Raw genomic sequence first — 24,390 nt, 5'->3', positions numbered from 1 at the left:
AGATGGGCTTCCCTTAGCATTCATCTACATTTAAAATTTTCCCATCAGTTCCCGCAACAGCGATATTGCTTGCCTATATAACAACAAATTCACCTCATGAACCTCAATCCTTTTGCCAATCCCTTTTAACAGCGTTAAAGTCAACTCTCCCCCTAAATGTTCGCGGAATTCAGTCAAACCTCGAAACAAACAATTAGGATCTTCTAATTGTGATAACTTGTCAGCCAGTTCTGGCACATATAACGTGAAACCCAACGCCGATAAAGTATTTAATATCCGTTGCCACTCCAAATAATCCAGCAATCCTGCTAAATAGGAATAAGTGCTATCCAAAGCAATACCGATCGCAACTGCTTCGCCATGACGCAAGCGATAATTTGTCAAATGCTCCAGTTTATGAGCCGCCCAATGTCCAAAATCCAGAGGACGAGACGAACCCATCTCAAAAGGATCGCCGCCATTGGCAATATGTTCTAAATGCAACTGAGCGCAACGATAGATAACCTCTTGCATAGTATCCATATCTCGCCGCCTCAAAGCTGCGGTGTGAGAGTGGATAAAATCAAAAAAGCTAGCATCCTTAATCAGCGCCACTTTGACTGCTTCTGCAATCCCAGAACGCCAATCGCGATCGTCTAGGGTTGTCAAGAACGCAGAATCATTTATAACTGCATAAGGTGGCGCAAATGTGCCAAGAAAGTTCTTTTTCCCAAAAGCATTGATGCCGTTTTTGACGCCAACCCCAGAATCATTTTGCCCTAACACCGTCGTCGGCACGCGAATGAGACGAATTCCCCGGTGAGCAGTTGCAGCAGCATATCCTACCAAATCCAACACCGCCCCGCCTCCGATCGCTAACACATAAGAATGGCGACATAATCCAGCGGTTTCAATCTGTTGCTGGATTTGCTCTAATAAAGTGCGATCGTTTTTGGCAGCCTCTCCTCCCGAAATTATTATCGGTTCAGCTGCGATCGCTAGTACCTCTGCATAAAACTTGGTATACGCAACTAATTGCTTCACCAATTCAGGTTGATACTTTAATATTCCTGCGTCTATGACTGCAACTAATTTCTTCGGCTTTGTCTCCTCATCCGCACCAATCACTTGGGCTAAAGTAGGATTTTTCAACTCAAATAATTTTTGAGTGAAGTAAACTTCGTAGTTAAAAGTAACCGAAACACGTTGATGAATTAATCTACTTTTTTGCTTGATGTCAACTATCATATTTTTGCAGGTATATCTAAAAGTGCAGCACGATTCAAAGTTTCCAGGAATACCTCTACCGAGTGAGAACCATTTACCTGAACTTTGTCATTGATTACGAAGAATGGCACGCTGTTGATGCCATTTAACCGAGCAAATGTTGATTCAGCAACAACTGCATCACTCAGCGCGCGATCGTTTAATTGCAACTTTAACTCGCTAGCATTCATCTGATACGCTGTACCGATGGCAACAATAACGTCAAGATTTCCAATGTTTAAACCGTCTTCAAAATAAGCTTGATAAATAGCTTCGACGACATCGTTTTTTACGTTTGCGGGTGCAAGTGCAATCAGTTGATGAGAAAGTTTAGTATTGACAGCCAAATGGATTTTGTCAAAATCTAGCTTAACTCCAGCCGCCTCACCTGCACGTTGTGTATTATCAAATATCTGTTGTATTTCTTCCGCTTTCATCCCTTTTCTATTTTGCATAAAACTGCGAAGTTCGTATCCCTCCGCAGGAACAGTATTGTCCAAAATAAAAGGATGCCAGCGGATATGTACTTCTTGTTGCCGTTGTACCAGTGCATCAAACAGATGTTTTTTACCAATTCTGCACCAAGGGCAAACGGTATCGTGAAAGATATCTATCAGCATAGCTTTTGTAACTCAAATGCTAATATTGGTGTGCATTTGTGGTTGAAAATCTCGTTGGATAGCCATTGCATTTAAAGGCTGTAGGAAAGTGTTAATTTTATCTTCAAAAAAGCTTTGAGTATTTTCAAATTCTTGAATTAAAGCATCTCTATCTTTTATTGCTACTAGCCTCGCCAAACGGCTATAAGTATCAGCTAAAAAACTAATCGCATCGCATCTCTCTTCTGTAGCTAGCATAATATCCACACATAAGTGAGGGTTTTGGGAAAATAAACGTTTAACAATGTCAATTTCTTGGCGGTAATTAGGAGTTGACATTGTTAAACTTTGCCCTATATCAATTCTTGACTGTGCTAAGAAAACACCAAGGCTAAATCTACAGAAGTGCGGCGTAGCTTGAACGATCGTCATCATGCGATCGTGTTCTTCAGGCGTGCAAGTAATTAACTCAGCACCGTTACTTTTAATCAAGTCTAAAAACCATTGAAATGAATCATCATTTCGGCCTGGACACACCACCACTTTTTGTCCAAAAAATGATTCAATATTTGGCCCAAACATCGGATGTAAACCCATGACTGGGCCAGAATGGTGTTCGAGCATTGCTTGAGTTGGCTGTGTTTTTATGCTCGTAATGTCACACAAAGCTGTAGTTGGAGCAAGGTATTTAGCTGCACGTTTGATAACATCAACTGTATGTTCAATAGGAACACTCACTAAAACTAATTCTGCCTGACTTAACAGTTTCTCTGCGTATTCCCAATCTTCATGTTCGAGAACGCTAACATTATGGCCTACTAGCGAAAGTTGCTCTTTAAATAATCTTCCCATCCTGCCGCGTCCACCGATAATCGTAATTTGTCGGGGAGCGAGATGATTTGTTGCATATTTAGGAATTAGAGTAGTATGACAACTATTTAGCACACCTGCCCAAACAGACTCAGGAATACCAGCTTGAGCGAGGAGGGGAGCGACATCAGCCAATTGTTCATCTAAAGAAGGTTGTTCTGATGCTGCTAATAATGATATGCGATCGCTCAATAAGGCGATCAACCTTTGGTCAGTTTTTTTCAGCCGATCTGAATCAGAGGATTTCAAAGGCATTTTTTCTGTCCCCAATTTTCAAATATCAACAAGTGATTCCTGAGAACTCAATTCGGGCAAGATATCCAAAGTTGTCGCCCGTTTGGAAATCACATCAGTAAATAACTCTTCATATCGATCTAGCGCTTGTTCAAATGAATAATTTTCTACCGCAAACTTTCTTCCTTCACACCCTAATTTCGCTGCTAATTCTGGTTGATTATATAAATCTAATATCGCACCTGCCAAAGCATCTGCTGATTCTGGCTCAACTACAATGCCGCCGCCACTTTGTTTAATAGCTTTAGCAGCAGTACCAATTGCAGGAACTGAACCTACAATTGGGCGACCACTGGCTAACAATAGTGGTATTTTAGAAGGCATATTGAAAGAAATTACATTGCTCTTTTGCACAATCAACCCGACATCAGCGGCGGCTAACATTTGCGGTAATTCTTCTCGTGGTTGCAATGGCAGTAGCAAAACGTTATTTGCACCACAAGCAAGACAATGTTTTTGCAACCTTCCGAGAGCTTGGGATTCGCCGGCAATGACAAAGACAATTTCTTTTAGATGACGCAAGCGAACGGCTGCTTCTATGACTGTCTCCAAACCTTGCGTTAGAGCAATATTTCCTGAATAAAGCACAACAAATTTATTATCGAGTTGATGGCTAGCTCTCCAAGAGTTATTCTCTTTTGCTAAAGGGCGGATAAAATTTAGATTCACCCAATTTGGAATGCAGGCAATTTTATGAGCAGGTACATCTTTATTTATTAAATTATCTACAAAGCCATCGGCAATTACGCTAATAGTATGTGCAGTTCGATAGGCAAATTTCTCTAAAGCTTCCAGAGCGAAAATCATCAACTTATTTTTAATTAGCCCAACACGCACGGCAGCTTCTGGGAGGATATCTTGCACGTTTAGCACTACTGGGCAATTGTATAACCAACCTATTAAGGTGGCAGGTAAGCAAACTAGTAGCGGCGGCACTGTTGAGAGAATTAAATCAGGTCGCTCACCCTTAAGAGCTTGTGGCAAACTTGTAAAAATAAAGCTCAACTCTAGCAGTAGTCTGTCTACAAGGTTAGGTTTAGACTTAATCCGCAGGTAACTACGCTGAATGGTGACACCATTTTTTTGTTCAGTAACGTATAACTTACCTCGATACCCATCGTAAATCTGGCGCTGAGGATAGTTAGGCATACCTGTAATTACCCGTACTTGATGCCCTCGCTTCGCCAGCCCTTCTGCTAGTTCAGTCATCAAAGGTGCAATACCAATTGGTTCTGGATGATAGTTGTATGAATAAATCAGAATGTGCATGAACTTGAAAGCACCTTGATAATGTTGGCTTTATTGTGTTATCCAGTTTTAATCTCCATAGTTCCGGATTTAATAACTTAAAGTTTCCGTAAAAACTTTGGTAGAGTGTGTTACCGCGAAGCCTAATGCACCGAATTTATTGAGATGGTACATTATGCCCTTGGCTAACGCACCCTACAAAACTGTTACTCAAGCATCAGAACTCAGCACTGTTTTTGCAGTTCCTTTTTTAAACTGAAGACTAGCTTTTGTTGTCCACGTTTGCGCAATGTGACGGTAGCAGCCCCAAGCCCAAGCAATGCTAAACCCAATCCTGAGCTAGGTTCCGGTACTTGCCTTCTGCCTTCTACGTTTAGCACTTGCACGCGACCTTGGAAAAAATCGCCCACATAAAGCTTGCCATCTTTGAGGCTTGTGCCACCCGTCCAGTTAAATCTACCTGGAGTCAGGTCAAGGGGATTGCCAAAGGGACCGTCAGTTAATCCTGGAGGCGGGACTAACTTGCCTGATGCATCTAGGGCTGGTTTACCGTAGGAAGTCAAGAACTTACCGTTTTTATCAAATACCTGAACGCGGCTGTTAATAGAATCAGCTACATAAACATTCTCTTGGTCGTCCACTTCGATGCCAATTGGCTGAAGAAGTTGTCCAGGCCCGCTACCTGCTGAACCAAATGCCAATAGAGATTTACCATTTGGATCGAGTACTTGAACGCGGTTGTTATACTGGTCAGCTACAAAGATATTTCCACTAACGGGGGAAATTCTTACACCTGCTACACCTTGGAATTGCCCAGGTGCAGTGCCATTGGTACCACCAATGACACCAATTTGCTGTCCGTCTGATGTGAATTTAAGGATTCTTTCGCCGTTAAAATCACCTACATAAACGTTGCCAGTTTTGTCAAATGTTACACCAGATGGCCCAAAGAAAAATCTACCTGGTACGAGAGGGGTAAATTCTCCATTTGCAAAGGATCTAATAAAGTTACCCTGAGAATCGAATTGATTGATGCGGTTGTTGTAAACATCACCTGCATACAAATCCCCTGTTACGGGATTAAAGTCTACAGTTGTTGGCTCGTCAAACTGTCCAGGTCCAGTGCCGCCGGAGCCAATTGCTCCAATATACTGACCGCTTGGACTAAATTTTTCAATTTTATTACCGAGGTTGTAGTTAGGAGTACCATCCGCCGGGTTAACACCGCGTCCGTTAGCTATGAGGGTATTCCCTTGGCTATCTATCGCTATGCCTTGGGGAACAAACAGTTGTCCAGGGCCGAAGCCAGGACTGCCGATACTTCTGTCGTAAGTTAATGTTACAGCTTTGGCTTGGGCTGCTGCTGCCAACACCATAAATCCAGTACCGAGAATACCGATTGACAAATTTTTGACTAATCCCATGAGTTTGAAGTCCTGGTTGTATGAGTGTATACTCTTTCCTAGACTAATTTTGTTCCCAGTCTCAGTTCGGGAACCCTAAAATTCGGGCTGCTGCCTCTTGTTTGAAATGCACTTTCTGTGTGAGGCAGCAGCCTATTCTGTAAGCTTTACCTGACACCAGGTAAAGAGGAATTAGACAGTCTCTATTTTGGCTAGCAATTCACCCAACTTTTCTTGGCGTTTGCGCTTAGCGAAAGCAGCAGTTGCGCCTACACTAGCAAGTGCTAGTAAGCCGACTACTGAACCAGGTTCGGGGACTTTTTCAACAACGACACCATCCACCCGAACAACCTCGCCTAGTCTTGGACCGACACCGCGATTGGTAATATAAATCTTGCCGTCAGGGCCAATATCAATTCCATCAGCCGAATCTAACCCTTGACCTGCTGCAACAAGTGTTGTGCGAGTGCCGTCAGGAGCAACTTGGATGAGAGATCCAGGTAGATTTGTAATATCACCCCCTAACTGGGAGGTGTCGCTGAACTGTAAGACGAGCAAATCACCTTTCTCATCAAAGGTTAGGTCGGTGATGTGCGTAAACCCATCCAGAAAAACTTCTGGTTTGAGATCGTCGCCAATACGGAAAATCCGTGATTTACCTTCTGGATAAGGGAAACCCGTATATTCACCAACGTATAAAGCTCCATCGGGACCAATTGCGCCACCTGTGGGTACTGATTGAATCGCTATTTTTCCTCCTGGAAGCTCCTCTAATAGCCCAGGAGGTAATTGTAATCCTGGTGGCAAATCTGACTTACTAATGGTATTTTTCGGAATTGCGATCGCGTCGGACTTACTTCCGTCAAGCTTGATTTTGTAAGCAGTGTTCCCGCCCCCATCAACCACATAAGCATTATCGCCATTAACAGTCAGGTCATAGGGATTGGTAACTACATCCCCTTTATCTGGATTTTTGGTGATTTCATTCTTGGCAAAGTCAAAAATACTGGTGAGAGCTCCCGTGTTCAAGTCAACTTTGGACAGTTGTGCTAGAAGCGGTGTATTCAAAACTTTATCAGGTGTTGATGGCGGGAAAGTCGCAAGTTGCTGTGGTGGAAGTGGGGATTTAGAACCAAGATTAAGTGTTGCTAAATCGCGGTTTCCTGGATAACCGGCAAACCCTGTCAGTAGATAAGCATTCCCTTTAGAGTCGAATTGTATATCTTGAATACCAGCGCCTTGGTTGCCGGTGGGTTGCTCTGCTAAAGACTGAAAGTTATTAAGTAGACGCTGTTTTGTGCCGTTTGGTGAAACTTTGACTAGTGAACCACTGTTACCAGCACAGATAGGCTGAAACAGTGTACTCGGAGATGGTTGGCAATTTCCGTTGCCGCCGATACCTGGCTCTGCTACGTAGAGACTGCCGTCAGGGCCAAAGCTAGCCCCTCGTGCATTACTAACTCCATCGACAATAGTTGTTAATGTTGCAGCTTGTGCAGATAGTGTTCCACAAATAGCGGTAAAACAAAATGTAAGAGATGTAAGAGCAAATGACTTGAGTTTCATACCTTTGAAGATTGAGAGTTAAATAATTTGTTTGTGGAAACTTTTATGGTTTTCAAAGACAACGAATCCTAGTCTTTAAAAAACGCAGGGCAAATAATGCCTTTATTGAGAGGCAGTGATATTGGTTTGAAACTCTGTATTTGAGCGCCACGACTCTATTTATGGGAGGTTTGGTAGCTCTCTCTTCTTATGCAACCAAGCAACGCCCAAGGCAGCGATCGCTAATACACCTAAAGCAGAATCAGGTTCAGGAATAGACTTGGTATTTTCAATTCTGAGAACTTGTCCAAGTCCTGGGCGATCGCCTCGGTTGGTGACGTATACTGCACCATCAGCACCAATAGTCAGGGCGCTAGGCGACTCCAATCCATTGCCACTCAGCAGAGTTGTGCGTGTACCATCGGCAGCTATTTTGATGACAGAACCATCAAAATTACCCTTCCAAGCTGACTGATTGGCGTACTGCAAAGCATACAAATTGCCCGCAGGATCGAATTGCAAGTCGGTGAGTTGGGTAAAACCATCGGCGAAGACTGATGTACCATCAGCACCGACTCGATAGATTTTTGCCCCACCTTCTGGGAAGGGAAATCCGGTAAATTGGCTGATGTAATAAGCACCATCAGGGCCTTTTGCCACCCCTGAAGGTACTGGTTGAGTTGCAAACTGCGATGGGCGAAGCCCCGCCGTCGGCGATCGCACGACTTCACCTTGAGATGGCACTTGCGCCGGTTCATTGGATGGGGAACCAGAAGGTGGAAAGACTGGATTGGTCAAGATGTCTTCGGGGAAGGTGGTAATAGCTTGCAAATTACTAACGTCAGTATTGACGCTGAGTAAGTCGTTTGCACTCGCATCAGCTGCAACTAACTTATTACCATCTATGACAAAACCCAAGGGATTGCTACCGACATCACCACCATCGGGATTATTGGCGAGTTCATAGTTAGCGAAATCAGCAACACTCGTCCAGGAATTGGTCTTAAAGTCGGGAGCAATGATTTTACCGAGGTCAGTGTTACCTAAATTGCGATCGCGAAAGGCTGGATTCGCCCCATACCCAATCAGAACATAAGGTTTACCTGTAGCATCAAATTGGATATCACGAGGGCCACCTGCTCCAGTCCCATCTGGTAATGCTATGGAAGAAAGTCCTGTAAGTATGCGTTCGGTTTTACCACTCTCAATTTTGGTAACTGCCCCACTTGTGCCATAGCATAGAGAATCGCCTTGACCGCTTGCTGGTGGCACACAAGCGCCACTTCCCCCGATTCCCGCCTCTGTAACATAGAGATTACCATCAGGGCCAAAACTCAGACCACCCGCATTATATAGACCGTCGGCGATTACTGAAAAGGATGCAGCTGAGGCAGCTTTCATTCCCGAAAAAGCGGCAACACAAAAAGTGAGGATAGTAATAGTAAGTGGCTTGAGTTTCATGTGTTGCAATACAGGTAATCGTGGGAAATTGAGGGGTAAAATTTAAACGCTGAAGAAGGTTGAGGTTTTAGTTGGTAACTAGTGACTCTTGAATTTTTGGTAGATAGCTCATTCCTCGGTCAAATGATTTGAGGTTGCCAGCTTTGGCTTCGAGTAAACGTTTGATGTTCATGCTCTCAGCGCCAAAATCTTCAATTTGAAGTTTGCCGTGGGTTACAGTTCCATCTGTTTTCCAGAATGTGATTCGATGCAGAATGAAACCAGAAGCTTCGGGATCGGCGAAAGCATAAGCGGTTGGAATCAGTAACGCTACAGAACGCTGATAATATTCGTAATCTGGATAAAAATGTTCTTGTTCGAGTAAGTAGTATTTACTCAAAGAATGAACTCGTACAGACACTTTTACTTTTTGGTCATATTCATCTTTGAATTCACCTGATTCAGCAGCAATCTCACCATTGGGTCGCAGTAAATGCGCCCACTCATCTACATTTTTTAAGTCTTTTAAGTATTCAATGCCAATTTCAATTGGGGCATCAACATAAATGGTGTCTGTATCAATAAAGTGGCGTCCTTTAGCCGCTGAGATAAGACCAGCTTTGCGTTCCAAATTACCTTTGAGAGAACGACATTCAGAAGTGTGTACAGTGTGAATTCCCTGCATAATCATCTGAGTCTGCCGTTTGGGATCGACAAAGCTCAACCAGTGAAAATACACGCCTTTTTCATCTGTTCCCGGTTCTATGTAGTCGGTGGGAAATAGCAAGACAGGATAAACCTGAAAATATTTCTGATACTCTAATCCACAGTGCCATTCAATGCCGTAGAAAAGTGGATTTTCTAGTTTTTTAACATGATAATAGAGATTTTTGTGATAACCAGATGCAGTTCCAAGCCAGGTATCTTCGTCAATTTGCTCTTTCATCCGGCTATAAAGCGTCCATTCATCCAAGTTCTTTAAGCTGCAAAGGTATTCAAAAGCGCTCTCTGGTGAAGTCGCAATATAAGCTGATGTTGCAAAGGTATTTTTTTCCATTTATCACTCCTTAAGATAATAACAATTAGGCTGCGATCGCTTTACTCTTGGTTCGTTTACTATTGATTCGGTCTTCTGCTAATCGTCTAGCAGCATCGTTAGTAGTAACTCCTTGCTCTTTAGCAATCTCAAAAATTGTTATTAGCGTGTCATAAATGTTATGCACTTGTTTGAAAGCTTTTTCTTCGTCATAACCAATCATTTCGTTGTAAACATTGATTAGTCCTCCAGCATTAATTACATAATCAGGGCTGTAAAGAATCCCTTTTTTAGCAAGCATTTGACTATGTAGCTGCTCATTCTCTAATTGATTATTAGCTGCACCAGCAATAATCGAAGCTTGCAGAAAAGGAATTGTGTGACTATTAAGAATTCCTCCTAAAGCACAAGGAGCGAATATATCTACATCAAGTGAGTAAATTTCGCTTGGTTCTACAACAGTTGCACCAAAAAGCCGTTTCGCTTCTTCCGCTTTTACTGGATCTATATCACTAACAAAAAGCTGGACATCATTTTCATGTAAGTGACGACAGAGATTTTTACCAACATTTCCTAAGCCTTGAACTGCAACTTTCATGCCATCAAGTCTTTTGCTCTGCCAACGAGATTCTACAGCAGCTTTAATTCCTAGAAAAACTCCTAGTGATGTTATGGGAGCAGGGCCACCAGATTTTTCTGATACCCCAACAACATATTTCGTTTCTTGGCTAATTGTCCGCACATCGTCAGGAGTAATATTGACATCTTGTCCGGTAATAAAACGTCCATTCAGGCTATCAACAAAACGTCCATAAGCTCTCAACAGATCGTCTGTTTTATTTTCAGGATTAGCGATAATGACTGCTTTTCCGCCACCAGCCGGGATGTTTGCACAGGCAGCTTTATATGTCATTCCACGGCTGAGACGAAGTGCATCTTTTAACGCAGCTTCTTCGTTGATATAAGGCAAGATTCTTGTAGCTCCCATCGCCGGACCCAAAGTTGTGTCATGGATGGCAATAATTGCCTTAATTTCGGGATTTTTACCATGACAAAAAAGAACTTGTTCGTGACCCATTTCTCTAACAGTTTCAAATAGCAGCATCTTGTCCTCTTGATATTGGTTGGAATTGTTTAGAGAAAGTAATGAACATTACAAAATGTAAATATATAGACACAAAACTACTCTCGAACATTAAGATTAGATGGAGTAAAGAAAAGACTTAAGGTTTTAAAAAAAGAAGTTTTAGATTCCAGCTTTTTGAGTGGAGTTTCTGACTAAAACAAAGCTTTTGTCCGCTTCCAAATTTATGCTTTCTCTTTTACTGAATTAACTAATCTAAACTGCGTTGTAAATTCCGCTTTATTGAAGTGTTTTAGTGTCTATAACAATTGAATGAAATTGCAAACTTTTAAAATCAAACCATTGGAAATGAAACTTGCTTGGCTGGATTTTTCGCGGCACTTGATTTAATTCCTTGTGCTGCCAAACTCTTATTACGTCCGCCAGAAGGTGCTGGGCGATCGGCATCAATCACTACATCAATAAGAAAAGGAACAGTGGATGCGATCGCTTGTTCTAATGCGGCTTCAATATCCGACTCTCTGACGACGACGATCGCTTCTGCTCCCATCCCACGAGCAATCATGGCGAAGTTTGTTGGTGGAAGTGTTGCATCTGCGCCCTTTAACCCCAAGACTTTCATCCCTTGATGGCACATGTTGTAACGCGCATCGTTAAGTACAATCCAGATTGCGGGAATTTTGTATTTCACGGCTGTGCTGATTTCGTTATTCATCAGCATTGCTCCATCGCCGACAATCCCTATAGCCTTGCTTTTGCTCGCCAGCGCTGCACCCAATACTCCGGTGACGGCGTGACCCATTGCGCCGACTCCGGTGCTGACTCGGTAACGATTGGCTTCGGAAAATTGCAGTAGATGAGTTGACCAAGTAAACGAGTTACCACACTCCGCCATGACTATGGCATCGGTATCTTCAACAACGATCTTTTGAATTGCTGCCATCAATACTTCTGGCCGCACTGGATAATCTACCTCTGTAGCAGGTTCAATTGCTTTGTGTTCTGGACGAGGTAGTAGCAAAGTCGTGGAATCAGGAGCATCTGGTAATTGCTGCAACAACTCTTCCACAAAAGCTTTGATATCAGACCTAACTGCAAAAGTTTCAACGTGGGGATAAGCTACACCTGGCACCTCCGGGTCAATATCTACGTGGACAAAACCTCCTTTTGGAACTAGCGCCGAACTCCAGAAAGAAGTCGGTTCGCCAAGACGGGTTCCTAATACGAGTGTGCGTAGTGGAGGTTGTTCTTCCATATAAGTTAAGACGGAAGCATGACCGCCTAAACCTGTGACACCCACAAATTGGGGATGATCTTCAGGGAAGATACCTTTACCACGGGGCGAACACATAACGGCTGCTCCGGTTTTTTCAGCGAGTTCAAGGATTTCCTCTGCTGCGTCACGCGCACCAAAACCAACCCAGATAGCAAAGGGACCGGATGATAATAACTCTACAGATTTAGCGATCGCTTCTTTGGAAGCAGTCATCGGAAATGGAGAAACATCTAGTTGAGGTAAGGCTATATCCTCAACTAAACTTGTCTGCACAGCGGTGGGAATACTCAAATGGGCCACAAATCCACCTGGTTGCGCCATAGCCAAAGCAAGTTTACGAAAAATCTGCGGTAGTTGAGCCGCAGATTCAATCGTGATTGCATAGTTAAATAACGCTCCTGGGGTAAAAATTCCCCCACTTGGCAATGTATAAGTGCTGGTTTCTTGAATAGCCCAACGTCCACGCTGCGGTGCTGAGGTGCAAGCCGACAACAAAATTACCTTTGCACCTTCACCACGAGCCGCAAATAACCCGGTGATGGCGTTGGTGATCCCCGGCCCTGCTGTGGTAAAAACTACAGTGGGGCGATTATTTGCAAAGTAAGCTTCGGTGGCAGCAAATGCTGCTCCGGCTTCATGGCGGAAGTTCAACACCTCTATGCTGCTATTGGATAGCGCACCCCAAATGCTTGCCATCGCGCCACCAGCGACACCAAAAGCGTAACCTACTCCCAAATTTTCCAACATCTGAGCGATCGCATCGGCAACTGAGAGCGTTGGAGCTATTTCATCGTTTAAAAAAGGCTGAATTCCCCCATTATTCTCTGATTCATCAAGCTGACGGGAGTCAGACACAGATTCTACATATCTGTTTGCTGGAAGTTCCTTGTATGGCTCAGTGGTGATGAGAGGATTTGAACCAGTATAGTTTTGACTCATTAGTTTCACGTAATTACAGAAAGTTACACAAAGGCTTTTCAGTTTACAATCACAGCGCTAGAAATATTTATTACAAACAACTCTGTTGTTTCTTGCAGCGACGATCTAGCTTGGTCGAGATTAGAAATGGCCGATCGCTGCTGATTGATGCTTGTGAGCGCAGTACCAAAAAATTTTAAAAGCATACAACAGTTGAGGTTGTGCTTCTTGTGACCAGAATAAAGGAGATAAAGATTGTTGTACAATCAAAAATCCTTTGATGTAGATGTCAAATTTTTCGCTTCTATGTGATACCTACAGTATTTAAAGTACATCAGCGGGAAAAAAGTAAGTTGTGTAAAGGTGTAGAAACTGGTAATTAACCCGAAGTTAAGCGTGTCTCATAATCTTTACAAAAATTCATATAGTTCGCTTTAATAGCACCGATCTAATTAATAAACGCTTGGTGAGTTTCTTGTCAGCTACAATAAAAACCTAATTTGCAATGAAAAATCTTTTGATATATGTGTCAATTCTTTCGCTTTTTGCATGATTGTTACATTTGCAACTTAGTCACCTGAAAGATTGATATTCTGCGTAGGCGTAGGCATCGCACAAGTGCCACATTACCAAATTTACAATAGGAAATCTTTTGATGTGGCTGTCAATTCTTTTGCTTTAGAACTTACACAACTTTTTATCCGAATTTAAGCATGAGTCGATTTAGCGGTCTTTAATATTGCCAGTAAAAACTTTTTGAGTCAATTATTTGTAACGATAAAGACATTATTTTTTAACTTTTTATAGTTCTTTTGAGGGATGATAAAGTATTCAGCATGTAAATATCTTAAAAGATGTATTTTTTTGATACGTAGATAATGAATATATACTTAGTACAGGAATGTAGTGTTTCTTGAGGATAAAACAAACACAATCATATACGGAAAAATATACGTGTTTTTTGTTACAAATGTACTTCTTACGACAGATGACTAAGCATATTCTTCTATAGTTAAATTCCTGAGAGAGTAAGTTAAGATAAATTAAGAAAATGAATTGATGAGTTGAAGTTTATTCATTTAAGCCAGGTTCAGCACTGCAAATTCATTTATGTTGCAAATCAAACGACTTTATACGAGTAGTTCGCCAAAGTCCTTGGTAGTGAAAATGTTAAAGGATAAAAATTTTTATCCTTTAACTTTTAGCAGTCGAAACCCAGGAATTTTAGGTTCCTGAACTCTTGCAAAGACGTAGCAGTACTACGTCTCTACAAGAGTTATTGATAACGCATAATTAATTTGTGGAGATGTCTATGAATTAGTTTTGGTGCAGAATGAGTTTAAATTTAAAATATCTTTTTTACTTATAGATTAAGAGTTTTGAACTCTTATCTAATAAGGCCGATTGGCTAATCTAGATTTTATTTGTCCAAATTTCGTGTTTCTATAAAAAGCTATTTAAGTCAATAATATTTAAAAAAAATCTTTAATTTTTTAGAAATATTTAGTTCAAAATTTTCCACTTTATTGGTATAATAAGTTTTGTTAAGATTATTAGTAATATTTTTGACAATCCTAACAAATTTTATTTTTTAACAGCCGAACAGTACACCAAACATTTTAGTAAGTCATGACTATTAACTCATTAATGGGAATGGTGCTGATTGATTATCAGGAGGAAGTATGAATATGAATTCTGGCGAATATACACTAGCTAGATCGAACAATCAATGGGCACTACAACCAGAAATAGAGATGAAGTTTGCTCACTTTCTAATAAATCACGCTGTAGATGCTGCCTTCTGTTTGGGAGTAAACGCGCAGTTTCTTTATGTCAACGATGCCACTTGCCTGATGACTGAGTATTCCCGTGAGGAATTACTTTCTATGAGTCTGCATGATATAGATGTAGATTTTGCTCTGCACAATTGGTCAGATATTAACTCACAGGGTTCCCTTACCTTTAAATCTCGCTATCGGACAAAAGGAGGTCGGATATTTCTGGTAGAAATATCCATGAACTATGTAAAACACCAAGATATGGAATTTGGCTGTGCCTTTGCTCGTGAGAAAACTGATGAAATAGTAGAATTAAGCGTACAAAAGTGGACTGATGGATTAAGAGATGCCAAAGATAATTTGCAACAAGAATTTTCTCAAGTCAAGGCAAAAGAAGTAGAACTAGAAACATCTCTTTCTTTACTTCGTTCTACTCTTGAGTCTACTGCCATTGGTATTGTTGCAGTTAACTTTGAGGGAGATATTCTGAGCTTGAATCAGAAATTTGTGGATATGTGGCAGATCCCAGAGTCCCTAATACTATCTAAGAAATGTCCTCAATGCAAAGCCTTTTTTGAGAACCAACTTAAAGATCCACAAACCTTTAGTCGGCTGATTTGGGAAGTATCTAGCCAATCTGATTTTGAGAGTTACGACATTCTAGAGTTAAAAGATGGAAGAGTTTTTGCACACTATTCTAAACCCCAATTGCTTGAGGGTAAAATTATTGGGAGAGTGTGGAGTATTTGGGACATTACTGAATCGAAACAGACTGAAGAAGCATTACGTCTGAACGCAACTAGATTTCGGACAATAGCCGAAACGACAGATGCCGGCACTTTTCTGATTCAAGGCAAGCGGCTTTGCTATGTAAATCCGGCTGTAGAACAACTCACTGGCTATACAAAAGAAGAACTACTAACAGGTTTCGATCTTCGCCGACTGATTAAGAGCAAAAAACGCAGGCAAGTACGTAACCCGGATGAAGCCAGTAATTTTGAATATCAGGAGATGAATATCTTAACAAAAAATGGCACGGAGCGCTGGCTAGCTTGTGCAGTTGCCAAGCTTGATGGAGGGCTGGATTTTGGGGGAAAACCAGTCGAACTGATTGCAGGCATCGATATTACCGATTACAAATATGCAGAATTAGGTCTTAACCAAGCTTTAGAACAAGCCAAACAACTTAGCGAACTTAGAGCGCGTTTTCTTTCTATGGTTTGCCATCAATTCCGAACTCCACTGAATATTGTTTCATTTTCTAATAGTTTACTTAAAGAAGAAGTAGACAAACGTACACAGAAGAAAATCCAACCATTACTCGATCACATTCAAAAAGCCACCGAACAACTGAGCCTGATGTTGGATGATATTTTGTTCTTCTCTAAAGCAGAATCAGCAAAATTAAACTTTGAACCAAAACCGCTTGAGTTAGTTCAGTTTTGTCAGGATTTAGTTGCACAAATGCAGATGATTGTTAGCAAAAAATCAATCAATTTTGTCAGTCAAGAGAAAACTCTAACAGCCTATATAGATAAAAAATTGCTAGAGCCGATTTTGAAGAATTTGCTTGATAACGCAATTAAGTATTCTCCCTCAAATCAGGCAATTAATTTAGAACTATCTTGCCAAAATGAAAAATTAATTTTCCAAGTAAAAGATAGGGGTATTGGTATTTCAGTAGTAGATCAACAACGAATATTTGAGCCATTTTACCGGGGAAGTAATATCGATCATATACCTGGTACTGGACTAGGACTATCGATTCTGAAAACTCTTGTAGATTTACATCATGGTCAAGTTTCTGTAGAAAGTGAAATTGATGTCGGCACTACATTTACTGTAATGCTGCCATTAATCAAATCAGAGTTGACCTGTTCCGAGTTATGAATGTTGATATGAAGATAGTTGTTAATTAAAAACTTAACAATCATAACTCTCGGAACGAGTTAATTAATTTCATTCCTATTTAGATTCTCACCAAAGAGTCTAGTAGTTAGCTCCTGCAACAATTGATTGTAATAGAAAATTATGTACGAATCGTCAAAGAAAATTCTCGTCATTGAAGATGATAGCGTTACCCGCAATCTTTATTTAAAGGGTCTTGAAGCTAAAGGTTTTGATATGGTAGGCGCTCAAAACGGTCGTGTTGGTATCCAACAAGCACAAAAGGATGTACCCGACTTAGTTATTTGCGATATCACAATGCCGGATATGGATGGTTATAGCGTTTTAAATACACTACGCCAAGATCCTCTGACAGCAATTATTCCTTTCATTTTTCTGACTGGCAGTAGTACTAAAGCAGATGTTCGCAAAGCTATGGAATTGGGAGCAGATGATTATCTTACCAAACCCTCGACACTAGATGAATTGCTCAGAGCGATAGTTACTCGCTTGGAAAAGCAAGCGAATCTCCAGTACTGGTGTGCGATGAAATTTGAGAAAGCTCCAAAATCATTTACAGATGATGATACTACAGCGATCGCTTCCGGTGTTGCCGTCTTCTCTGATAAAGAAGTCAAAATTTCTTCTAAGTCAATCTTTCCCTGCATTCCGCAATTAAAAGAAGTTTTCGACTTTATCGAAGCCCATTATCATGAAGGAATTACTTTGTGTGATGTGGCTGTTGCTGTTGGTTACTCATCAGCTTACTTAACTAACCGAGTAAAGGAGACAAGTGGAGAGACTGTAAACTGCTGGATTGTCAAACGCCGGATGGCGGAAGCTTGTTTTTTACTCCAAAATAATAATGAGACAGTCGAGAAGATAGCGAAAGCATTGGGCTATCAGGATGTGTCTCATTTCTCCCGCCAGTTTCGCCAACATCACGGTTTACCTCCCCAAGCTTGGCGCAAAGAGCATCAGCTTGTATCGCAAAAACAGGTGAGACTGTGGTGAAAGTAGATTTTATACAAATAGTTGTGTAAACTCGTATATTAAATCCACCCTACCTTTACGTAACATGGCTGGATCTAATCTTTCAGTAGTGTTACAAGTCATCAAAATAACTAACCGTTGCTGCATCTGAATACCAGAGTCATCAATTACACTCTGATACAAAGTGCCATCTAGCAAGCTCAAAATGTGTTCGGTTTTGTTATTGTATTGCGCTACCTCCGAAGCACGATTTTGCGCTAGATTATCAGCTTCGTTAATAACGATACAAATACGCTCTATGTAAGTCGGAGGGACAAAATTAGCGATCGCATCATGATCTAAAATAAAAATTACATACCCTAAAGGTACAAGAATTTCTTTTGCTACTGCCTGTGTCCAGACTGTTTTACCAGTACCTGGTTGTCCATGTACAACAACAGCTAACTGGTTTTGATTTAAAATCGCTTGCTGTACAGAATCAGTAAAGTTTTGGATGTCTGCGGGAAATGTCCGAATGTTAAATTGACTATGAACTTTGCCTACACGACTTTGATATCCACTCAGCATCACTGCTAAGTCGTAAGTCGCTTTGTTAATTAGTGGCGCAAGATTTTGCGCCATTAAACTATATTGTCGTCGCCCGCGATCGTAGGGATCGATTTGCAACCAAACGTCATACTTAGACCAATAAGCATAAACAGTATTAATAACGTCTAAGCGTTCCCAGCTAACGAATTTATCTATAGGAAAGTAAAAATCTCTCTCTGAGAAATACTGGGTAATAATATCAGGATTACCCAATACACCTAAAACTCGCATTACAGTAATTTCTTGCAGTCGATTAAGAACATAATCAATAGGAATATTACTACGACTGACAAATTGAACAATAGGTGTTTCCGTACTCAAAACATCTTTGTAGCGATGATCTGGTGATTGAGGATCTGGCGTGATGTAATTCCAAAATTTTTCAACTTCGTAACGGGTATTATCAGATACAACACTTAATAAATTAGCCCACCAAGCATAATTGTTTCGTCCTAAGACATCAGCAACATTACTCGCTAAATTCAAACTTTTTTGACTTAATTCGCGGGAGTCACTGTACAACAGTTCCCACAAAAAACCCCAATCTAATTCTCGATTAAACGGTCGCCAACCGCAAGCAATTAAGCTTTGCCGAGTATTATTTGTAGGAGTACCTTCGTTGCTTCTAAAATAGTCAAAAACCATATTTATCAGTTATGCAGCGTTAATGTAAGTTATTTTGTGTTAAGTAGGAAGTTTTGAAAAATTTTTCTCGTAATATCAACTAATTGCGTACAAATGGGAATTGTATTTTCACTGTAGTGGTGAGGAAGTCTTTTTAATTTAACTCATTACTATTGTAATATACTGTATTACAAAATAACTACTTGTGTCAACTTTTTTGACAAACCAATTGCTAAGTGAGTGTTTACTTTTAGCGATTGATGTACCTGCACTACTTATGCGTCTGTAGATGAGGACTGACAGGGCATTTCAAGTTGATGAAGTACACAAGCTAGTCTCAAAGCCAGGTACAAAGCTTGTTTTACTTCTGTTAGCGCAGCGTAGCTCATTCTGACTCCTGAATTCTGACTCCTGAATTCTGCTATATATCATGTCCGTGGATATTTTTCAGAAGGTTTTATTTGCTGTTTACCTAGCCAGTCTCGAAAGTTGGAATGATAGAGACTGTAATGGGTTTCTGAGGCGATTTTTTGTTGCTGTAAGAACTCTAGCCAATTTTCTAACACTTCTTCAACTTCATACTCATCAGTATCAATGATTTGTGCGATCGCTGCGGTGGTCATGTAGCTCTGTCGAAGTGCAGTCTGCGCCAAAGCTTCCACTGATATTGCTTTTTGCTGCTGTGTTAAGACATTTAACACATCTGTGCTATGTTCCGTGTCTTGTTCGGGTGGAAACATTTTGTGTAAATGCTGCTGATAATATGCTTCTAAACCAGGGGGGAGTTGATTGTATTGGAAAGGTATCGAGTAGAAATTTTCTACGTTAGCGAAGATTACCGGAGGTATCGCACTTATTACCTGACTGAGATACATAAAATTATTTTCGCTCAAAGTGGTGAGGCGATCGCTAAATTCTTCCTCATTAATCTGGTGATTACTCAGCCAAGATTTAAGATTTGACCTCTCCCCCAACCCCTCCCCTTCTAGGGGAGGGGAGTAATCTTGTCCCACCCTTCCCTCATAGGGAAGGGGGGTTAGGGGGGTTAGGTAACTTTGAATATAAGCTTGAATATCCCGCCGATTTTCTTCTGGATAATCTGCCAAATCCAGACTTTGCGACGGCGTTTCAATTAATAAACCCGACTTCTCCCGCAAAAAAGGTCTACGAGTGAGGAGGAAATAGACCTTATCCGGGAGATAGCGGGGGAGATAAAACAGATTTGTACCAGATGGTTGACTATTGCGGTCAATGCAATTCAACCCATCAATGGCAATTATCAGTTTTTGATGAGATTCTAACTCATCGCTGATTTGCTGGAGAAGACTAGAGAAAAACCAACTTCCCTCTGTGGCGTTATCAGGCAGAGAGGTGTAATTAAGCGAGTATTGATTAATGAGTTGCGTGCAGATATTTATGAGAAATTCGTCAGCACGATTTTTACCCTCAAGTTCGGCATTGTAATAAATAACTTGAGGATTGTTTGTCACATATTTGGCGAGAATGGCACTTTTACCGCTACCGGGTGCGCCAATGATAGTGAAGTAACCGTGGCGATGGCGGTCGAGAAAGTTGTTAATAGCCATGAAGACAAATTCACGACCGACAAAGTTGTGGCTTTTTTCTTGAATGATTTGCTCAAACTCCCTTGGATGTCCTCTGAGATGATTAGTAGTGGGTGGTCTGGGTGGTGAATTCATAGTTATTTTTGTACCTATTCTCCAGCCTGTTGTTTAAGCAAATTCACTAAAGTATCAGATAACCATAAACCTGCATCACGTAAAGCTTGAATTCCGGGAGATACGCTTAAAATTATGCCGCGTCGTTTTGCTAGTACTAGTAAGCCTCCTGTGCCAATAGTAGTAATGCCCAGCGATTGACCGCAACGCCTTGCGGCTCTATCATCAACAATGGCTGCACAATCTAAAGTTTCCAAAGCTAGACTTAATACTTGTGACTCTCCTAAACCCAAATCCCAAGCAGCAACTTCAGGGGTTACAGCCGTAATTTTCACTACTTGTATCCAAGAAACGCTGGGTAATTGTCTTGATGCCGCATCATCTTCTCCTGCTGAGGTAACTTCTGTAAAAACACCTTCTGGAACTATGATTTCTTTGAATAGTTGTGGGAGTAATTCTGCTTGTTTACTTTTAAACAGCACAATCAGAGGTGAAGAGTTGATAATAATGCGCTTAATCGACATTTGCGATTTCTTGGGCTAGTTCTTCTGGAGTATATTGCATAAAATCAACTCGGTAACGCGATAAAGCATTAATAAACTCTGCGCGTGTTAGTCCAGCCACTTCTGCTGCTTTTGCTTGAGATATTTCGCCTAACTCATACCATTTTACTGCGGCAGCGATTCGCATTTCTTGAACGAATTCTTCAGGGTTCTTGCGGAGTGCCGAGAATACCGTTAATGGTAATTGGATTGGTACTGTTTTCATGGAAGACTCCTATTTGCTTAATATTATGTTGAATTATGAGAAAATTAGAAGTTCTGAGCCAGTGAAAAAGAAAAAATCTCGCCACCATTGGCTAGAATATTTATCCCCATTCTCTATTTTGGAGAATAATTAAAAGATAAGGCAAGACTGGGGGTAGTCATGACTGTGCAGTTATTAAGACGTAAATTCACGGTTGAGCAATTTCATAAAATGATTGAGTCGGGGATTCTCACAGAAGATGACCGAGTGGAATTGATTCGGGGAGAGATTATTGATATGTCGCCGATTGGGACAAAACACGCTGCTTGTGTAAATCGACTAGTTAATCTGTTGGTGCAGTTGTTAGCTAAGCGCGTCATAGTTGCGGCTCAAAATCCAGTTGCATTAAACGATAACTCACAACCTCAGCCAGATGTAGCATTACTCAAACCCCGTGATGATTTTTACGCCACTGCACACCCCCAACCCCAGGATATTTTTTTACTAAATTGAAGTAGCTGATTCAACTATCGAGTATGACCGGGAAGTGAAAATTCCTTTATATGCAGAAGCAAACATAATTGAAGTTTGGTTAGTAGATATTAACGAGCAAATTGTGGAAGTTTATCAACAACCAACAGCCGCAAGATATCAGCTTATGCAAAAGTTCGCTAGCGGTCAAACTTTATCAATTAAAGCTTTCCCTAATGTAAACATTAACGTCAATGAAATCTTTGGGAGATAAAATTATTTCTCCGTTGATTCCTCTCTCATCCCTTCAAGGCGCAAAAAATGCACCCTACCTGATTCTTCACCTACCACAATTGTCATGCGATCGGGCGCAACTGCACAGCAACGAATAGGATATTCTCCTGTGAAAGTAGCAATGACTTCTCTAGTTTCCAAATTCCAAACTTTTAAAGTGAAGTCAGAGGAAGCGGAAATTACCTGTTTACTATTGGATGTTAACGCGACTGCTTTTACCCAGTTATTATGACCCTTGAGAGTAAATAGTTCTTGCCTAGTTTCTAAATTCCAAACTTTTAGAGTCTTGTCACCGCAAGCAGAAATCACTTTTTCGCCATTGGGGGTGACAGCGACTGCTTTTACCGAGGAATTTTGACAAATGAGAGTGAATTCTCTTTCCCTGGTTTCCAAATTCCACACCTTCATAGTCTTGTCATCCGAAACGGAAATTACATGTTTGCCATTGGGAGTAACAGTGATTGCATTTACTGAGGAAGTATGACCAGAGAGGGTAAATAGTTCATCCCCAGTCTCTAAATTCCAGACTTTCAGCGTCTTGTCAAAGGAAGCAGAAATTACATGTTTGCCATTGGGGGTGACTGCGACTGCTTTTACTGAGGAAGTATGACCTTTAAGGCTGAATAGTTCATCTCCAGTCTCCACATTCCAGACTTTCAGCGTCTTGTCACTGCAAGCGGAAATCATCTGTTTGCCATTAGGAGTGATGGCGACTGCATTTACCGAGGAATTATGACCAGAGAAAGTAAATAGTTCATCCTTAGTCTCCATATTCCAGAATTTGAGAGTCTTGTCATTGGAAGCGGAAATCACCTGTTTGCCATTGGGGGTAATTGCAACTGCATTAACCCAGGAATTATGGCCCTTGTTTGTGTAAAGTTTGGTAGGAAGAATAAATTCTTCCTTTCTGATTTCCAGAGTCCATACTTTGAGAGTCTTATCATTAGAAGCAGAAATCACCTGCTTGCCATTAGGAGTGATGGCGACTGCATTTACCGAGGAATTATGACCAGAGAGGGTAAATAGTTCATCCCCAGTCTCCAGATTCCAGACTTTGAGAGTCTTATCATTGGAAGCGGAAATCACCTGTTTGCCATTGGGGGTGATGGCAATTGCATCTACTGAGGAATTATGACCAGAGAGGGTAAATAGTTCTTGCCTTGTTTCTAGATTCCACACTTTTAAGGTTTTGTCATCCGAAGCAGAAATTAACTGTTTGCCATTGGGGGTGACTACAAGTGCATTGATCCAACCATTATGACCCTTGAGGGTAAATAGTTCCTCGCCAGTCTCCAAATTCCAGACTTTTATAGTAGAGTCCAAGGAAATATAAATCGCCTGTTTGCCATTGGGGGTGACAACAAGTGCATTGATCCAGCTATCATTAGGAGTGAGGGTGAATAGTTCCTTGCCAGTCTCCAAATTCCAGACTTTTATAGTAAAGTCCAAGGAAACAGAAATCACCTGTTTGCCATTGGGAGTAATAGCAACTTCATACACTGAGTCATCATGACCAGAGAGGGTAAATAGTTCTTTCCCTGTTTCTAGATTCCATACCTTCAAGGTTTTGTCATCTGAAGCAGAAATTATCTTTTTGCTATTGGGGGTAATAGCCACTGCATTGATCCAAGAATTATGACCACAGAGGGTAAATAGTTCATCCCCGGTTTCTAAATTCCAGACTTTCAGAATGAAGTTAAAGTAAACAAAAATCACCTGTTTGCTATTGGGGGTAATAGCTACTGCATCGATCCTAGTATTGTAATTTTTGAGAGTGAATAGTTCTTCCCCAGTTACCAAATTCCAGACTTTGAGAGTCTTGTCATTGGATAGGGAAATCACTTGTTGCCCATTTGGAGTAACAGCGACGGAATTAATCCAGCCATTATGACCGATGAGGGTACGGAGTAAACGTTTCCCTGGTGGCGTTAAGCTAGGTGTCAAGGAACACAGCCAAGGAATAGTTGTCTTTTGCTTTACTTGTGTCAATAATGCCTGAATTTCATCTGGCATTTTTTGATTTACTAACCGTCCATACAATTGACTCGCTATTTGCCCCTTATCGACTGCTAAAATATGCGCTGATAGTCTTAATGCTCCTTGAATCAATTTGAGACTTTTGACTTTCTCAGAGTTGTATTCTGGATAATTTAATGTCTCTACATTATCAATCAAATCATAATCTTCAATTAGCGGCTGCACCCCAAACTCAGGATAGTTAATCTTGGCAGTGATGAAATCAAAATCAGTCAAGGTTTGGTAATACTTCTCTAATTTTCCCGACTTCACCAAGCTTGGCGCTAAACTACCCAAGTAAGCACGTTGAAAAGCAGGACTTTCTACCGCTAACTTGTCAGCAAATTCTGTCATT

General features: G+C 41.0%; 17 protein-coding genes and 1 pseudogene. 3 read left to right on the top strand and 15 right to left on the bottom strand.

Annotated features, from left to right (window positions below; all coding sequences use genetic code 11):
• Positions 1 to 30: 30 nt before the first annotated feature.
• The 10 genes from V7K53_RS01165 to scyA form a co-directional block, all read right to left on the bottom strand.
• Positions 31 to 1,227 carry a 3-dehydroquinate synthase gene (locus V7K53_RS01165; RefSeq protein ID WP_335195863.1) on the bottom strand — a complete coding sequence of 399 codons (1,197 nt, stop codon included), beginning with the start codon at positions 1,225 to 1,227 and terminating at the stop codon, positions 31 to 33.
• Complete coding sequence (locus V7K53_RS01160) at positions 1,224 to 1,865, bottom strand: DsbA family oxidoreductase (protein WP_335195862.1); 642 nt, start codon at positions 1,863 to 1,865, stop codon at positions 1,224 to 1,226. The genes V7K53_RS01165 and V7K53_RS01160 overlap by 4 nt, the downstream gene beginning before the upstream one ends.
• Positions 1,866 to 1,877: 12 nt before the next feature.
• On the bottom strand, positions 1,878 to 2,969 hold the full coding sequence (gene tyrA, locus V7K53_RS01155; protein WP_335195861.1) for a bifunctional chorismate mutase/prephenate dehydrogenase: 1,092 nt from the start codon (positions 2,967 to 2,969) through the stop codon (positions 1,878 to 1,880).
• Positions 2,970 to 2,987: 18 nt separating this feature from the next.
• A complete protein-coding gene (locus V7K53_RS01150) occupies positions 2,988 to 4,277 on the bottom strand; it encodes a glycosyltransferase family 4 protein (RefSeq protein ID WP_335195860.1) in 1,290 nt (429 codons plus the stop codon).
• Between the two features lie 203 nt (positions 4,278 to 4,480).
• Positions 4,481 to 5,680: a scytonemin biosynthesis PEP-CTERM protein ScyF gene (gene scyF / locus V7K53_RS01145; protein ID WP_335195859.1), complete on the bottom strand. Its 1,200-nt coding sequence runs from the start codon at positions 5,678 to 5,680 to the stop codon at positions 4,481 to 4,483.
• Between the two features lie 171 nt (positions 5,681 to 5,851).
• Entirely contained in the window at positions 5,852 to 7,225 is a 1,374-nt protein-coding gene (locus V7K53_RS01140) for a ScyD/ScyE family protein (RefSeq protein ID WP_335195858.1), read from the bottom strand.
• A gap of 159 nt (positions 7,226 to 7,384) precedes the next feature.
• On the bottom strand, positions 7,385 to 8,665 hold the full coding sequence (locus tag V7K53_RS01135) for a ScyD/ScyE family protein (RefSeq protein WP_335195857.1): 1,281 nt from the start codon (positions 8,663 to 8,665) through the stop codon (positions 7,385 to 7,387).
• A gap of 67 nt (positions 8,666 to 8,732) precedes the next feature.
• Entirely contained in the window at positions 8,733 to 9,701 is a 969-nt protein-coding gene (gene scyC / locus V7K53_RS01130; protein ID WP_335195856.1) for a scytonemin biosynthesis cyclase/decarboxylase ScyC, read from the bottom strand.
• 25 nt (positions 9,702 to 9,726) lie between these two features.
• Positions 9,727 to 10,785 carry a tryptophan dehydrogenase ScyB gene (scyB, locus tag V7K53_RS01125; RefSeq protein WP_335195855.1) on the bottom strand — a complete coding sequence of 353 codons (1,059 nt, stop codon included), beginning with the start codon at positions 10,783 to 10,785 and terminating at the stop codon, positions 9,727 to 9,729.
• Positions 10,786 to 11,098: 313 nt separating this feature from the next.
• Positions 11,099 to 12,979: a scytonemin biosynthesis protein ScyA gene (scyA, locus tag V7K53_RS01120; protein WP_335195854.1), complete on the bottom strand. Its 1,881-nt coding sequence runs from the start codon at positions 12,977 to 12,979 to the stop codon at positions 11,099 to 11,101.
• Positions 12,980 to 14,646: 1,667 nt separating this feature from the next.
• Here scyA and V7K53_RS01115 point away from each other — a divergent pair.
• Complete coding sequence (locus tag V7K53_RS01115) at positions 14,647 to 16,626, top strand: scytonemin biosynthesis sensor histidine kinase (RefSeq protein WP_335195906.1); 1,980 nt, start codon at positions 14,647 to 14,649, stop codon at positions 16,624 to 16,626.
• A gap of 141 nt (positions 16,627 to 16,767) precedes the next feature.
• Positions 16,768 to 17,637 carry a response regulator transcription factor gene (locus V7K53_RS01110; RefSeq protein WP_335195853.1) on the top strand — a complete coding sequence of 290 codons (870 nt, stop codon included), beginning with the start codon at positions 16,768 to 16,770 and terminating at the stop codon, positions 17,635 to 17,637.
• Between the two features lie 9 nt (positions 17,638 to 17,646).
• On the opposite strand, the gene V7K53_RS01105 is transcribed toward V7K53_RS01110, so the two are convergent.
• The 4 genes from V7K53_RS01105 to V7K53_RS01090 all read right to left on the bottom strand — a co-directional run bounded on the left by V7K53_RS01105 (position 17,647) and on the right by V7K53_RS01090 (position 21,275).
• A complete protein-coding gene (locus tag V7K53_RS01105) occupies positions 17,647 to 18,849 on the bottom strand; it encodes an AAA family ATPase (RefSeq protein ID WP_334893766.1) in 1,203 nt (400 codons plus the stop codon).
• Between the two features lie 407 nt (positions 18,850 to 19,256).
• Entirely contained in the window at positions 19,257 to 20,528 is a 1,272-nt protein-coding gene (locus V7K53_RS01100) for an ATP-binding protein (RefSeq protein ID WP_335195852.1), read from the bottom strand.
• 14 nt (positions 20,529 to 20,542) lie between these two features.
• Positions 20,543 to 21,031 (bottom strand): DUF3368 domain-containing protein, encoded by a 489-nt coding sequence (locus tag V7K53_RS01095; RefSeq protein ID WP_152589737.1) that lies wholly within the window; start codon positions 21,029 to 21,031, stop codon positions 20,543 to 20,545.
• Complete coding sequence (locus V7K53_RS01090) at positions 21,021 to 21,275, bottom strand: UPF0175 family protein (RefSeq protein ID WP_335195851.1); 255 nt, start codon at positions 21,273 to 21,275, stop codon at positions 21,021 to 21,023. Before V7K53_RS01090 ends, V7K53_RS01095 begins: the two co-directional genes overlap by 11 nt.
• A gap of 159 nt (positions 21,276 to 21,434) precedes the next feature.
• On the opposite strand from V7K53_RS01090, the pseudogene V7K53_RS01085 reads away from it, so the two are divergent.
• Positions 21,435 to 21,999 (top strand): annotated as a pseudogene (locus V7K53_RS01085) (Uma2 family endonuclease).
• Between the two features lie 2 nt (positions 22,000 to 22,001).
• Here V7K53_RS01085 and V7K53_RS01080 read toward each other — a convergent pair.
• Positions 22,002 to 24,389 (bottom strand): WD40 repeat domain-containing protein, encoded by a 2,388-nt coding sequence (locus V7K53_RS01080; RefSeq protein ID WP_335195850.1) that lies wholly within the window; start codon positions 24,387 to 24,389, stop codon positions 22,002 to 22,004.
• Between the last annotated feature and the right edge of the window lies 1 nt (position 24,390).

It is taken from the genome of Nostoc sp. (genome assembly GCF_036917355.1).
Classification (GTDB): Bacteria; Cyanobacteriota; Cyanobacteriia; order Cyanobacteriales; family Nostocaceae; genus Nostoc.
The sequence above is the reverse complement of the archived record's forward strand: the minus strand, read 5'-3'. Positions and strand labels throughout refer to the sequence as shown.